This is a genomic window from Flagellimonas sp. (assembly GCF_965222555.1).
In the GTDB taxonomy this organism is placed as follows: Bacteria; Bacteroidota; Bacteroidia; order Flavobacteriales; family Flavobacteriaceae; genus Flagellimonas.
On record NZ_CBDCUG010000005.1, the window covers coordinates 2,127,937 to 2,142,357 of the forward strand.

10 protein-coding genes are annotated in these 14,421 nt (G+C 39.0%); 4 read left to right on the forward strand and 6 right to left on the reverse strand.

Features of this window, described 5'->3' with window-relative positions:
• Positions 1–10 precede the first annotated feature (10 nt).
• Positions 11–859 (forward strand): hypothetical protein, encoded by an 849-nt coding sequence (locus ACOQO1_RS17930; protein WP_420604250.1) that lies wholly within the window; start codon positions 11–13, stop codon positions 857–859.
• On the opposite strand, the gene ACOQO1_RS17935 is transcribed toward ACOQO1_RS17930, so the two are convergent.
• Positions 856–2,133 carry a replication-associated recombination protein A gene (locus ACOQO1_RS17935; RefSeq protein ID WP_420604251.1) on the reverse strand — a complete coding sequence of 426 codons (1,278 nt, stop codon included), beginning with the start codon at positions 2,131–2,133 and terminating at the stop codon, positions 856–858. The two genes, ACOQO1_RS17930 and ACOQO1_RS17935, sit on opposite strands and share 4 nt — an antisense overlap.
• A 135-nt stretch (positions 2,134–2,268) precedes the next feature.
• Here ACOQO1_RS17935 and ACOQO1_RS17940 point away from each other — a divergent pair, with 135 nt between their 5' ends.
• From ACOQO1_RS17940 to ACOQO1_RS17950, 3 genes are all read left to right on the forward strand, one after another.
• A complete protein-coding gene (locus tag ACOQO1_RS17940; protein WP_420604252.1) occupies positions 2,269–2,997 on the forward strand; it encodes a rhomboid family intramembrane serine protease in 729 nt (242 codons plus the stop codon).
• Positions 2,998–3,071: 74 nt separating this feature from the next.
• Positions 3,072–4,151 carry a helix-turn-helix domain-containing protein gene (locus ACOQO1_RS17945; protein WP_420604253.1) on the forward strand — a complete coding sequence of 360 codons (1,080 nt, stop codon included), beginning with the start codon at positions 3,072–3,074 and terminating at the stop codon, positions 4,149–4,151.
• 86 nt (positions 4,152–4,237) lie between these two features.
• Positions 4,238–5,551, forward strand: coding sequence for an amidohydrolase family protein (locus ACOQO1_RS17950; protein WP_420604254.1), 1,314 nt, complete (start codon positions 4,238–4,240; stop codon positions 5,549–5,551).
• A gap of 65 nt (positions 5,552–5,616) precedes the next feature.
• Here ACOQO1_RS17950 and rlmB read toward each other — a convergent pair whose 3' ends face one another.
• The 5 genes from rlmB to ACOQO1_RS17975 all read right to left on the reverse strand — a co-directional run bounded on the left by rlmB (position 5,617) and on the right by ACOQO1_RS17975 (position 14,418).
• A complete protein-coding gene (rlmB, locus tag ACOQO1_RS17955) occupies positions 5,617–6,345 on the reverse strand; it encodes a 23S rRNA (guanosine(2251)-2'-O)-methyltransferase RlmB (protein ID WP_420604255.1) in 729 nt (242 codons plus the stop codon).
• Between the two features lie 49 nt (positions 6,346–6,394).
• The gene (locus tag ACOQO1_RS17960; protein ID WP_420604256.1) at positions 6,395–9,733 is read right to left on the reverse strand and encodes a VCBS repeat-containing protein; all 3,339 of its coding nucleotides are present in this window, start codon (positions 9,731–9,733) and stop codon (positions 6,395–6,397) included.
• A 99-nt stretch (positions 9,734–9,832) separates the two neighbouring features.
• Positions 9,833–11,197, reverse strand: a complete 1,365-nt coding sequence (locus ACOQO1_RS17965; RefSeq protein ID WP_420604257.1) for an arylsulfotransferase family protein — start codon at positions 11,195–11,197, stop codon at positions 9,833–9,835.
• Between the two features lie 176 nt (positions 11,198–11,373).
• Positions 11,374–12,666, reverse strand: a complete 1,293-nt coding sequence (locus ACOQO1_RS17970; RefSeq protein WP_420604258.1) for a hypothetical protein — start codon at positions 12,664–12,666, stop codon at positions 11,374–11,376.
• A 30-nt stretch (positions 12,667–12,696) separates the two neighbouring features.
• Positions 12,697–14,418, reverse strand: a complete 1,722-nt coding sequence (locus ACOQO1_RS17975) for a SusD/RagB family nutrient-binding outer membrane lipoprotein (protein WP_420604259.1) — start codon at positions 14,416–14,418, stop codon at positions 12,697–12,699.
• Positions 14,419–14,421: the final 3 nt, after the last annotated feature.

Genomic DNA, 14,421 nt, shown 5'->3' on the forward strand with positions numbered 1-14,421 from the left:
TATCTTCCATATGAGATTTAAACTGACATATTTTTTGATATTTGCCATTGGTCTGAGTTACCCTATGAATGGGCAACTAAATGATTATAAGTACATAATAGTACCCAAGAAGTTTGATGCTTTTAAAAAGGAGAACAAACACCAGACCAGCACCATAATCAAACATCTTTTTACCCAAAATGGGTTTACAGCGGTTTATGAAGATGCTCTTCCGGAGGATTTGGCCAATAACAGATGTTTGGGGCTTTTGGTTAATCTTGAGGACAATTCTTCATTGTTTAGCACAAAGACGGTTTTGGTATTGCGAGATTGTCAGTCCATAGAAGTTTTTAGAAGCTTGGAGGGTAGGAGTAAGATCAAAGAATATAAAGCTGCCTATAGAGAGGCTATAAAAGGGGCATTTACTTCGTTTGAAGGAATGGGTTATACATATACGCCCAAGAAGGAAACCAGTAAAGAAGTGGAAATGGAGCAACCTATTACGGTTAGTTTTAAGAATGACGTAAAATCTCTAGACAAAAAACCAGAGGAGAAGGTCATGGTTCAAGAAGCGACAACGGAAAACCAGACCTTTAAAAGCATAAAACCTGCGCCTTCTACAATAAAAAGAGCGGAGAACGTTGTAAAAAAAACGGTTAATTCAAATTTGCTCTATGCCCAGCCCATAGAAGGTGGATATCAGCTAGTGGACAGCACTCCGAAAGTGGTTTTGAAGATTGTGGAAACGTCTGTTGAAAATATCTTTTTGGTGGACTACGAAGGAAAAAACGGCGTTGTTTTCAAGAAAGAAGATAAGTGGTTTTTGGAATACACCGAAAATGGTGCAAAAAAGCTTGAAGAACTTAATATCAAGTTTTAGAACTGATATTTATCTTTCCATCTTTTCTTAAGAAATTCCCGCATAGCATTTTCCCTAGGATTATTTCCGGGCGTATAAAAGGTTGTTCCAGATATTTCTTCAGGCAAAAATTCAAAGTCAACAAAGTTGTTTTCATGGTCATGGGCATAATCATACCCTTTGCCATACCCTATATCCTTCATTAATTTAGTTGGGGCATTTCGCATGGCCAATGGAACCGACAAGTCGCCAGTTTCCTTAACCTTTTGTTGTGCACTTTTGATGGCCATGTAGCTAGCATTGCTCTTGGCGGAACTCGCCAAATAAGTAACACATTGGCTAAGGATTATCCGTGCTTCTGGGTACCCAATGGTATTGACTGCCTGAAAAGTGGTATTGGCCATTACCAGAGCTGTTGGATTGGCATTTCCGATGTCTTCAGAAGCCAAAATGACCAATCTCCTAGCTATGAACTTTACATCCTCACCTCCTTCAATCATTCTGGCCAACCAATACACAGCGGCATTGGGGTCACTTCCCCGTATAGATTTGATAAATGCAGAAATAATGTCATAATGCTGTTCCCCGGTCTTATCGTACAAAACCGTGTTCTTCTGGACCTTGTTAAGTACCAGATCATTGGTTATGGTTATGTCTTCGGAGGTTTCCGAATTTACAATGAGCTCAAAAATATTGAGGAGTTTTCTACCATCCCCACCAGAAAGTCGCAATAGCGCTTCGGTCTCTTTTAATTTTATTTTTTTCGATTTTAATAAATCGTCCGTGTGCATTGCTCTGTCTAAAAGAGCTTCAAGATCTTCTTTATTAAAAGGATTTAAAATATATACCTGACATCTGGATAAGAGTGCGGGGATAACCTCAAAACTGGGGTTTTCAGTTGTGGCACCTATTAATGTTACCCATCCCTTTTCAACCGCGCCCAGTAACGAATCTTGTTGGGATTTGCTAAAACGATGAATCTCATCAATAAACAAAATGGGATTTTTTGAAGTAAAGAGACCACCACTCTGCTTGGCTTTCTCAATAACCTCCCTTACATCTTTTACACCGCTACTTATAGCGCTAAGGGTGTAAAAGGGTCTTTGGCTTTCATTGGCAATAATATTGGCCAAAGTGGTTTTTCCGGTTCCTGGAGGCCCCCACAAAATCAAAGATGGAATGATGCCTTTTTTGATTTGATGGGTCAACGAACCCTGTTCGCCCACCAAATGGTGCTGACTTACATAGTCTTCCAATGTTTTAGGGCGAATCCGTTCTGCTAAAGGTTCATTCATGAAGGTAAAAATAAGACAATTTTATAGGATGAATATGAGGGATATGTGACCTGAAATTTTGCAAGTATGACAACATAAACCTGACAATTTGTGTAAATTCATGTAAATGGCTGGTTAATTGCCATATAGAATTGTATGACAGCGAAGGATCATTTTAGATTTTCTAATACGGTACTACTTGCACCGCTATTGGCAGTACTTTCCATATGGACGGTTTTTTGGATTGAGGTACAATTTGGAGTGAATTTTAATGATTATGGGGTTTATCCAAGAAAACTTTCTGGCCTACAAGGTGTTTTGTTAAGTCCGTTCATCCATGGATCTGTGGAACATTTATACAATAACACCATTCCATTGGCCATTTTGACCGGATTTCTCTTTTATTTTTATAACCAAGCCGCTGTAAAAACATTGCTTTTGGGTATCCTCATCTCTGGATTTGCTACTTGGATAATTGGGCGGCCTTCCTATCATATTGGCGCCAGTGGGGTAATCTATGTTTTGGCCAGTTTTATTTTCTTTAAGGGGGTGTTTGCAAAACATTTTAGATTGGTTGCGCTGTCATTGGTGGTGGTTTTTATATATGGTAGTATGATATGGTATATCTTTCCTATAGAGGAGGGAATATCTTGGGAAGGTCATCTTTCAGGGTTTCTTACTGGATTTTTGCTGGCATTGTTGATAAAGGTAAAAGTGCCGGATGAGAAAAAATATGAGTGGGAGAAGGAAGAATACAATGAGGAAGATGACCCTTTTTTAAAACATTTTGATGAAGATGGGAATTTTATTGAAGGTAATGTTGATGAAAAAGAAGAAGGTAACGTCAAAATAACCTATCATTATAAAAAGAAAGATAAAGAATAAGGTTTGTGGACTATCCCATTGAAAATTATATGAGATAATCAAAACCGCTGAAATTCTTAAATGGAACTTGATTAATGAGTATCAAATTTTTAGAACTTGTTGCGTTGGTAGCAATTATCCACTGTTTTGTCTTGAGTTGGGTAATTTTACTGTCAAAATTCTTTAGAAATGATAGAAATAAGTACTTAGGTTTTACTTTACTTATAATGGCCGTTGTTGGGATGAACAATTGGTTCTGGGATCTAAATACCAATCCACTTATAATAAATATATTGGATTTGTTCCTCTGGCAATTTTTATACCCAATAACTTTTTTCATCTTCTTTTATAAAACGGCACAATCAGATTCTGCCAAGACTGGGCAACTGAAGTTTCTTTACCTTCCTTTTCTAGTGTTGAGCATGCTCAATATCATTTTGTCTTTGGATTATGTATTCCATTTGTACAATCTTTCCAAAACAATTGAAACCTATGTTTCATCTTTTTATAAGGGCATTAGTTTTTTATCGATTGTGGTTCCTCTTTTTGCAATTCTTTTTTCATATGAGTATGCATTTCTAAAAGGAAATACAAGAGGAAAATGGTTAAAGCATCTTTGGATTTTCTTATCTCTACTCCTGCTTTATGGTGTGATATTGGAATGTTATCGCTTCATGTATTCAGAAAAATTGCCTTTGACTTATCTATGGTCGTTAGGCTCCATTTTTATTTATTGGTTGATTTATCATGGCCTCTATCGATTCAAATTGTCAAATGATCAATATGAGATCCGAACTATTCTAAAAAAAACGAAAGGTGAGGCACTTGCAATAGAAAGTAAGGAGAATCCACATTTTCAAAAATTAATTGCAATGCTGGCGGAGGAAAAGGTGCATCGCAATCCCAATTTGGGTAGGGATACACTTGCGGAAGAACTTAAAATAAGCAGTGGATACCTTACACAGATCATCAAACAGAACACCGGATATAGTTTTACGGAATTAATTAATTCTTATAGGGTGAAAGACGCCAAGGAGATGATTAAAAATCCAATGTTCGATAAGTACAGCCTGTTGTCTATTGGATTGGAATGCGGGTTTAACTCAAAGACCTCTTTTTTTTCAAATTTTAAAAAAGAAACTGACCTCACCCCAAAACAATACCGAGACAAATAGGTGCTATTTTCTTAACTGTTGAGAATACCGAACCGCCAAGTACAACCATCATTTTATGTTTGTTCCATTAAACATAAGAATCAAATATGGACATCTTAAAAAATTATGTACTGTTACCTTTTATCATTCTAACATCTTTATCCTGGGGTCAAACCAAAGTGATCTCATTTGAAGATGTAAATGTAATCCCTATGAATGCTGATACGGTTCTTACCCATCAGAGAGTAATAATAGCCAGCGGGAAGATCGCGAAGATCGAATCTGTATCCCATGTAAGTAATTATGATGTTGACACTATTATACAAGCATCCGGAAAGTATCTGATTCCTGGATTGGTAGAAACCCACTATCATTTGCAGAACAATGTCAGAAATGAATTCAAACTTTTGGTGGCGAATGGAATAACCTCTGCTAGAAATATGGCCGAATATGATGGACAAGATCATATAGCAATAAAGGAAGAGATTCAAAAGAATAGCTTTTTGGCACCATATTATTATACAACGGGGCCATATCTTACTAGAAACCATTTGAGTCATATTGATTCTGTGGAAAAAGTAGTGAGTTACCATAAAGAAAGAGGTTATGACTATTTAAAAATTGCCGATAATCTATCCCGGAACATTTATCTGAAATTATTGGAGCTTACCCAAAAAGAGAATATTGAAGTTGTAGGTCATGGACAGCGCGAATTGCCTTTAGAATATTCGTTAAGAATGAAATCCATTGCCCATTTGGAGGAGTTTATGAATATTTTTAGCGAAGCGGAGAGGAAGTCTACTTCTTATTTGAAACAGGCTGCCGAGCAAATCAAAACTAGTGGGATATATGTGTCGCCCACTTTGGGCATTTTTGAAATGATCAGTCGTTATGCCAATAATAAAAAGCATGCGAACCTCATTGCAAATGAAAACCTAAAATACCTTCCTAAGCGGTACGCTGATTATTGGAAATCAGATAGTATAAATTATAGGGCCAAACCTTGGTTTACGACAGAAAAAGCAATGGCTCGTTTGGAAAAAGAGTTGGAATGGCAAAAGACATTCACTAAAATATTGCATGACCATGGAGTGCCATTAATGGCAGGTAGTGATACTTATGGGTTGTTCCTTCCCGGGTTTTCCCTCCATCATGAATTGGAGTTGATACATGATTCTGGGCTTTCAACTTATGAAACCCTCAAAACAGCTACAGTGAATCCGGCAAGATATCTGAATACAAGTTCACAAAGCGGAACAATAACGGAAGGCAAGTTGGCCGATATGGTTTTATTGGCCAAAAACCCATTAGAAGATATCGAGAACACTAGAACTGTTTTGGGTGTTGTGCTTAAAGGAGAATGGCTAAATAGGGAAAAGCTTGACAATATGTTATTGGATGTAGAAAAATCATATGAATGAGTAACTCACGAGCTAAGCGTTTATTAACTTCATGATGAATAAGACTGAATACGAATACGTAGCTTTTATCTCCGTTGACGTACCACTTCGTAAAGAAACACTCCGCAAGCCACAGAAACATTCAGGGAACCTATTTCTCCCAATAATGGAAGTTTTGCCTTGTCATCCACTAGATTGAGGATTGAGGCTGAAATACCCTTGTCCTCAGCTCCCATAACAATGGCGGTAGGTTCTGTAAAGTTAATTTTATAGATTTCATTCTCCGTTTTTTCTGTTGCCGCTACAACCCGTATTCCGGACGACTGCAGGTAAAAAATGGCATCTTTTAAATGATCGACCTTTGCAATGGGAATCTTAAAGGCAGCACCTGCCGATGTTTTTACCGTATCATCCGTAATGGGCGCTGCACCACTTTTTGGAACAATGATTCCATCCACGCCACAACATTCTGCAGTTCTTATGATCGCACCAAAGTTTCGAACATCAGAAACTTGGTCCAGCAACAAAAATAAAGGGGCCTTACCTTTTTCCAGAGCCTGTTCCACCAAATTCTCGAAATTGTTGAATTGCACTGGGGAAATATTGGCAACAGCACCTTGATGGTTGTTTTTGGTCAGTCTGTTCAACTTTTCAACGGGTACGTACGAACAACTTAAGCCATTTTTTCTAATGGCCGTTTCCAACTCTTTATAGAGCTCTCCGCCCAATCCATTTTGTAGAAATATTTTATTTATGGGCTGTTCGGCATCAATTGCTTCCAGCACTGCGCGGATACCATAGATTTGGTTGCTCATAACATATAATTAGATAGTGCGGAATGCAAATATGTTAGCAGAAGGCACGCTAAGAAGAAATTTTATGAATCGCTAAAGGACCATTATTGGTAGTTCCGATTAAATATTTCTCGTTTTTAGCATTGGTTATGACCTCGATACTTTTCACATTCCCGTCCAAAAATAGTCCAGAATCTTGGAACGGGACACTTTTGTATCCATCTTTTCCATTGGACATCAAAATAACTCCAGAAATGGCATCTAATCTTGGGGTTTCTACTTCGGTTTCATAAATATTTCCGGCGGCGATCACATCCTCATAGCCATCATTATTAATGTCCATAATGGCGCAATCCAAAATAGGGAACATTTGGCTTTCCACAGGAAGAATCCTTTTTTCAAAATTAGACCCTCCTTTGTTGATCAAAAGAATGGATTTGAACTCGGTGACACTATTCTCATAGGAAGTGTCTAGTTTTTCGCCGTAAATGTCCGTCAAACTTGCATTGGCAAATTCGGTATAGGTTCCGAATTTCTCCTTAATGAATGGCATTTGCTGAGAGGAACACTCCCTTCCCCGAACAGGAACATAAGTACCGTTGTATTTTTTGCTTAGAACAATATCATTGGTCCCGTTTTCGTCAAAATCTGCTGCAAATATTTTAAAGGGCTTTTCCGGAGAGGCCTTGAATTTGATGTTTAGGCCAATGTTTCCAATGATATAATCTTTAAGTCCATCATTATTGATATCCGTTTCGTTGACAGAGAACCACCAGCCTTTTTCTTTTAGAATGTCATTGTTCTCTCCAACGTTCTTAAAAGTTCCTTGGTCGTTAATGAAAATGCCAATTCCTGTCCACTCACCAACAGCGATGAAATCTTCCCAGCCGTCATTGTTAATGTCAGTGGTCTGTAAATCATTGATTATCCCAAAATTTAAGAATTGGGGGGCCACTTTGGAGGTAACATCTATCAGTTCTCCATTTACATTTTCATACAGCGCGGATGATTGATGGTTGGGGTAGTTTTTGGGTACAACCCTGTTCCCGACCAAAATATCGTTATCCCCATCTTTATCATAATCAATAAAGGTCACTGCTTTTCCATTTTTGGGAAAGGAACCCAGCACATCACTTTCCAGCTTTGTATACTGCCCTGAGCCATCATTTATATAGATTCTGTCCTTGTGATATGAGGAATGCTCTGCAAATTCGTTTCCGCCGCTCACTACAAAAAGATCTAAATCCTTATCTCCGTCAAAATCGAAGAACATAGATTCCATATCTTCAAAATGTGCATCACCGGAAAGGGCAGGGGAGCTTAATTTTGAAAAACCTGTCCCGGTTTGCACATAAAGTTGTCCTGATTGCCCAGAAGCACCTCCAATATGCATATCCATTAAACCATCACCGTTAATATCTCCTTTGGTAATAAATGGACCCAGATTGGATTGTTTATAGGGTAATAAAATCTCGTCCTCAAAATCATCATAAACATTTTCTTTATGCACAAAATTTAATCCAAGCGCTGTGCTGTTTATGCTTTTGAAGTACTGATTTTTGATTTGTGAAGAGGGTATGGGCAGATTTGCTTCACTTTCTTGAAATGTAATTGTAGTGTTGACAGGAACATTCAATTTTTGCTGCATCTTACCGGATTTCCAGTAAATAGTAAGGGTGTCGATGGTTTTGTGGTTTCCTAAGCCAAAAAAAGCATTGTTTTCTTGTGCTGACCTATACCCACGAACTCTTTTTATCTCAACCATTTGAGAATTCCCTTCGAAGTCTATTCTAACTTTAGCAAACTCTTCGGATGAATCTCCTTGGGCAATAACTTTTAAGTAATTGCCTCGTTTTTCTTCAACGGACATGTTTTGATAAACAAAAGCATTTTCATCCATGTTGTTGATAATCAAATCCAAGTCCCCATCATTGTCCAAATCCCCAGAAGCGGCTCCATTACTAAACGAAAAATCATCTAATCCCCAATCTGTGGAAACATTGCTAAAGGATAGTTCCGATTTACGTTTGTACATAATGTTGGGCAGTTTCTCTGACGGCATGGACTCGTACAAGCGTTGTTTCACATCCAATGGAACCCTGTTGCCATATTTTTGACGCGCTTCAAATACTTGCCGCTGAAGGTCATTATCTAGAGCGTATCGGCGATATCCGTTAGTGACATGGATTTCTTTATGGCCATCAAGGTCAAAATCGTTCATTAGAACGGACCAGCTCCAATCTGTATTCGCAACACCCGAAAGTTGGGCAATGTTGTTGAATCTAGCGCCCCCGATGTTCTTTTGTAGGGAGTTGTACATGTACTGGTATTGAAAATCGGCTTTGTTGACCAAATAATCAAAGCGTCCGGTGCTCATGGATGCCATAAGCGTTTTTGATCTAACATGGTCATTTGCGGCCATGTCCAGGACAAAAATATCCTGAAGATTATCATTGTCCAGGTCGGCAATATCAATACCCATCCCGTAAAAGGATATCTGGTTTGTGGATTCTTTTATGTTATCTGAAAACGTACCATTTTTATTGTTGATGTAAAGTACATCCGGTAGATAGTAGTCGCTGGCCATATAAATATCCATCCATCCATCTTCATTAATGTCCGAAACGGCCAGACCAAGTCCGAAAATAGGTTTTTCCAATCCGGCTTTTTGGGTAATGTCAATAAACTTACCATTGTCATTACGGTAAAGGTGGGAAGAGTTGAAATACAGATCATCTGGATGGGATGCAATATATCTTTCCAGACTTACGGGATCCATCCCATAAAGTTCATTTTCGTTCATGACCAAACAATCCAAATCCCCATCTTTATCAAAATCAAAGAAAACCGATTGCGTACTAATGCCCATATCGGCAAGGCCATATTCTTCAGCTTTTTCTGTGAACGAACCGTTTTTTTGATTTATTAATAGAAGGTTTTTCCGATTCTCCCTAGAGTTTGGTCCTCCCTGGGATATATAAATATCCATCCACTTGTCTTGATTGATGTCCACAAAAGTGATACCGTTGGACCAATGCTTGCCGTTATTGATACCCGCGGATTGAGTAACGTCTTTGAATCTTAGGTTGCCTTCATTTAGAAAAATACGGTTAGGTACTTGATTACCACAGAAAACAACATCCAACAAGCCATCATTGTTTAAATCTTCCAGACCAACGCCGGCTCCATTATAGAAATAATCATAATCAAAAAGATTTTCCATCGTGGAGACATCATGAACAATGGTATTGGAAAAATTGATGCCACTCGCAGTTGCATCAATTTTTGTGAACAGAGGACTTTCTTTGGAAGACTCAGGAGCGGACTGGGTAACCTGTGCGTTTTTTTTCGCTTTTCCACAACTTCCTATCAGGATGCACAACAGCAATATGGAGAGAAATCTTGTCATTGAAATCTTCAAAATTTGGATGAATATACTATTATAATTTCTGCCTATTTATGCAGAGGTTTATAAGGAGTTTTTATAAAGAAAACCAATAATGACTACTTATAGCCCTAAAGCCATGATAGCCGGGTCATCTTTTGCATATGAATAGGCTCTCCAGAAAAAACCTTGGCTAGAAAACTTCCAAACCACTTCACCACTTTCTGTTACCTCCCAAAGTCCAAAATCACCTTCGGTGATAAGTCTGTTGCCATTAGGAAGCCTCACCATTCCTGAAACCTTTGGAGAATACAGCTCTGGATCGGTAAAACTCCAGGTAACCTGCGGTTCATTATCCACATTAGGTTGCAAACTTAGGGGGTCTGGAATTTGGAACTCGTATACTGTTGACTGCTCCAAGTCTGCCCCATTTGTAAAAATTGATATTTTACCCAAATCATCACCAGAAAGGAGACGAGGATGGTGATTGTTTCTGAACAGTCTTTCACCCATCGCATTGTCATAAGCCTTGGGATTTCCAAATCTATAGACCAAATCACCTCCAACACCTTTAGCTCCACCAGTATGGGCAGCTGCTTCTTCGGTTGTTGTGCTATGGTCAATAACCCAGACCTCATGATAAAAGTTTACGCTTAAATAGATTAAATCGTTGATTTCATCATATTCAATCCCATTTGCGTGCATGATGTCCCCTTCTTTATCCGTTACATAATTTAGGTTTATCAATTGGGGATTGTCCGCAACAACACCAAAGTTGTCCTTGGTATCGTCATGATCTTGAATTAAATGATCCCAAGAATGCCATTCCCATACAATCTCATCGGTCGTAGGGTCAACTTCAATTACGGCTTCTGGAAAAACTGGGATGTCTAAACTGGATCCTGCACTTTCAGCCTCCTCCATTGTCCTCTTTTCCCAGACAATGGTAATTAGATTTCCATTGGGAAGCAGTTCAACGTCATGATGTGTAATATACTCTTCTGAAGAGTAATCAAAGTTCCATTCTACTGAACTATCCGTGTTTACAAATTGTAATTTCCCTCCTTGACCACCATATTCAATTTTGGGGTCATCCGCTTTCATAATGCCTACTAATTTGCCACTGGATAAGAGTTCAACATCATTTCCTATTCCACTTGGCAAGTCCCATTCATGTAAAATGATGGACTCTTTATCCATCAAATACACACGGTCGTTACCGGCATCATTTATTAATATATAATTGTCATCTGTTAAATCCGCATTGAAAAACTCGACTGTACCAGCTTTTTCCTCGTTAGTGGGTTCATCATCAGTTGTAGGTTCATCATCAGTTGTAGGTTCATCATCAGTTGTAGGTTCATCATCAGTAGGGTTTTGGCCTGTGGGCTCATCATCAACTGTAGTTGTGTTATCATCATTATTACAAGAGAATACCAACAAACCTATAATTAGAATGTAGAACAGTTTTAAAAAGGTATGCTTCATAGAATTTTTTATAAAAAGAACTGACTTTGGTTTACGCTTGACTCCAATTTATATGTCGGGAAAACAAAGCGAAACCAACAGGTATAATTGATTTAATAAAATTTTGACGGGTTGTCAAAAAAAAAGGGCATCCATACCAACGTATAATGCCCCTTTTATTTATAATAAAATTATTTTTACTCGCAAACTAGCAAGGTAATCTCACCTACAGCAGGAGGAGCAGTACCTACAGCTGCAGCTGTTTTGAGGTTAGGATCTTGTATGGTAAAGGTAACCTCACCATCCCAATCACCTGATACAAAGCTCACGACTAAAGATGTAGCTCCTTCTGGAACGGTAAAGGTTGAAGTACCATTCTCACCAGCTTCCAAAGTATAGTTTACAACATCTCCACCGTCAATTTGTACAGATATAGCTGCACCATTCCATCCATCACCATAGCTGTCAAAATGATTGATGGTGTATTCACCTGGATAAGGAGCATCCGCATTCAACTGGACACACTCTGTTACAAACACAGCTCTGTAATACTCAGTGTCGTTCTCATCAGTGGTAACAATTCTTCCATCAGCGGTAACAATTTCGTAGCGCAATTGGAATTCGTCATTTACACCTAGGTCATCGAAAGTTAGGTTTGGACCATAAAGTTCATCTAGTGTAACATCCAATTCTAGCATGCTCACACCTTCCTCAATATCCAAATCTGCTATGGTATACGTTTTAAAAAGCGCTTCTTCTTCCGATCTGCTTGTTTCTCCCTCAGCAAGACTTCTGTCCACAAATGCACGATAAATATTCAAAGTCTCTAACAGTGCTTGGTCATTTCCATCATCAATGGTGATTTTTACTGCGAAATCTTCATTAGGATTTGTCAAGGAAACTTCATTAGCATTTACATCCTCAATATCAAATGCAATACCATCATCTGTGGTATAGGTATACTGGTATGGAGAACTAAAGAATGAACCACCACTTACGTTACCGGTAGTGTCAGAATTTTTGAAAGACCTTCCATCCGTAGTGAAAAGCTCCATATCCAAAACAAACTGATCACCTGGCAATAATTGCGTAAGGCTTATACCAGTTGCTGCAAGCATATCTGCCAATGTAACTGAATAGTCAAAACTTGGAAGTCCTTCAAACTCACCAAACTCGTTGATGGTTGCAATTGCAGCATTGGCCACAGACTCGTCTGGAGTTCCATTGTTATCTACAAAACTTACGGTAATCTCTACACGGTCCAAAAGATCTCCACCTTGATCATCCTGCTCTTGAAGAGAAAATGATAAAGTAGCAGCAGTGTCAAACATGTCCACTGGATTATCGTCTGGATCCGTAGAATCTAGAGTTCTAAGAATAGCACCACTGCCAACAGTTTCCTGCACAGTGATCGTAACCTTGTCGTCTGTTTCACATGAGGCAACCAAGATTGCCATGACAAGCAAGACATATATCTTATAATTTTTCATGAATTTAAATTTTATGTTCATAGCTCTTTTTTAATTGGCCGCAGGGGCACTTGAATTAGTATCCCAGAATACAGGCTGAGTTTGATCAGCTTTCTGAGTAATGTTCGAGTTATTATTCACCGCATCGGTAGGATAATACATGGAACGGATAAAGGTTCCTGGGTCTGGTTCTAAGTTAGGCTGTAGCGTAGTTGGGAAACCAGTTCTTCTATAGAAGTTATATGGCTCAACCCCGTTACCAAAGTGTGCAATAAAGTACTGCTCACCTAATACATCCCATTTTCCGTCAGCATCAGCATCATCAAAATCGATACCTACTTGGGTGATATAAGCATTTACATCTCCTTCAGATGGAACAAAAGAAAGATCTGCACCAGCTTCTCTACCGGCCAAGAAGCCCTGAACCTTAGCTATTGATTTAGTAATTCCATCAATCATGAAGCCACGTGCCTGCCCAGTGTTTCCAGCTACCAAAGCCATTTCAGCTCTCATAAAGTCTACACCAAAAGCAGTCAATAAATTGGTGATTCCAGTTCCACCGCCACCAGCAGTTGGGCTAATGGCCAAGAAGCTATCATCATCAAATCTACCACCTACAGGATAGGTTCCGTAAGTAGCTCTTAACAAACCATCTGGTGGAATACCATCAGCCTCACCGTGAGCTCTACCCCAAAATCCGTTTGGTAACCAGCAAAAATCGCCTCCAAAACCTGCATTGATATAATGCTGAGGAGGAGTTTCCAAAGAACAGTTCAACAATTCCTCATTTGGAGCAATTTCAGCTCCAGGAACTGCATCTGTCTGTCGGTAGAAGTAATAACGGGTTCTTGGATCATCTGTTCTATCCATTTTTTGCATCAACCAGTTAGACATGTACTCTCCTGCACCTGCCGCTTGATAGTTGATACCATACCTTGGGTGTCTTGAATCTGGCTGAGTGGCACTTGTAGCAGGCCATCTCCAAACAAAATCGTCCGCCGTATCCTGGATATAGTTACCACCAGTGATAATGGCATTAAAACTTGCAGCTGCATTAGTATCCACTAATCTACGTTGTGAATAAATCTTAAGTTTCAATGTATTTGCGGCTTTGACCCATTTGTCATAATCGTTCCCATAGAAGAAATCAACCGCTGGATCAGCAGAAGGTGTGCTATTAAAATTGGCAATAGCTTGATCTATTAGAACCAACATGGCATCGTAGATACTTGCTCCTGAATCTAACGCAGGGTTCAGATTCAATTCACCTGCTTGGATAGCCTCAGAATAAGGTACATCACCGAAGAAATCTACCATACTGATCATTAAATAGGCCTCAATGAACTGTGCAATACCAATATGCCTTGTCTGAGCTGCAGCTTCAGCTAAAGGAGTCATAGCGCGAATGTCTGCAAGAACACCTCTATAAGCATTGATCCACTCATCGTCCATGTCACTACCTTGGTATACACTTTGGTAATTTCTACCATTCATATTTACTATACGCGTCAATTCCATTCCCAACTCATTGAAACCGTCACCAGTGGTATTACCACCAGATTGCCAGTTGTCATTTAAGTCGAAATCAGCGTCCCCTTCAAATTGTCTTACAAAATCTTCTTGAATTGAATTCAAAAAGAAGTCAACACCTGCCTGATCCGGGGTAAGAGCATTTGGATTGGCAGTAATGTCTAGCTCTGTGGTCTCGCAAGAGGTGAATGCAAGCAATCCTCCCAAGACCGTCAAAGTCATATATCTGTTTATGTTTCTCATTAT

What these genes read in the sequence shown, in the direction of transcription:
- ACOQO1_RS17930 (WP_420604250.1), top strand. Translation starts at nt 11, where the DNA reads ATGAGATTTAAACTGACATATTTTTTGATATTTGCCATTGGTCTGAGT.
- ACOQO1_RS17970 (WP_420604258.1), bottom strand. Translation starts at nt 12,666, where the DNA reads ATGAAAAATTATAAGATATATGTCTTGCTTGTCATGGCAATCTTGGTT.
- ACOQO1_RS17960 (WP_420604256.1), bottom strand. Translation starts at nt 9,733, where the DNA reads ATGACAAGATTTCTCTCCATATTGCTGTTGTGCATCCTGATAGGAAGT.
- ACOQO1_RS17975 (WP_420604259.1), bottom strand. Translation starts at nt 14,418, where the DNA reads ATGAGAAACATAAACAGATATATGACTTTGACGGTCTTGGGAGGATTG.
- ACOQO1_RS17965 (WP_420604257.1), bottom strand. Translation starts at nt 11,197, where the DNA reads ATGAAGCATACCTTTTTAAAACTGTTCTACATTCTAATTATAGGTTTG.
- ACOQO1_RS17950 (WP_420604254.1), top strand. Translation starts at nt 4,238, where the DNA reads ATGGACATCTTAAAAAATTATGTACTGTTACCTTTTATCATTCTAACA.
- ACOQO1_RS17940 (WP_420604252.1), top strand. Translation starts at nt 2,269, where the DNA reads ATGACAGCGAAGGATCATTTTAGATTTTCTAATACGGTACTACTTGCA.
- rlmB (WP_420604255.1), bottom strand. Translation starts at nt 6,345, where the DNA reads ATGAGCAACCAAATCTATGGTATCCGCGCAGTGCTGGAAGCAATTGAT.
- ACOQO1_RS17935 (WP_420604251.1), bottom strand. Translation starts at nt 2,133, where the DNA reads ATGAATGAACCTTTAGCAGAACGGATTCGCCCTAAAACATTGGAAGAC.
- ACOQO1_RS17945 (WP_420604253.1), top strand. Translation starts at nt 3,072, where the DNA reads ATGAGTATCAAATTTTTAGAACTTGTTGCGTTGGTAGCAATTATCCAC.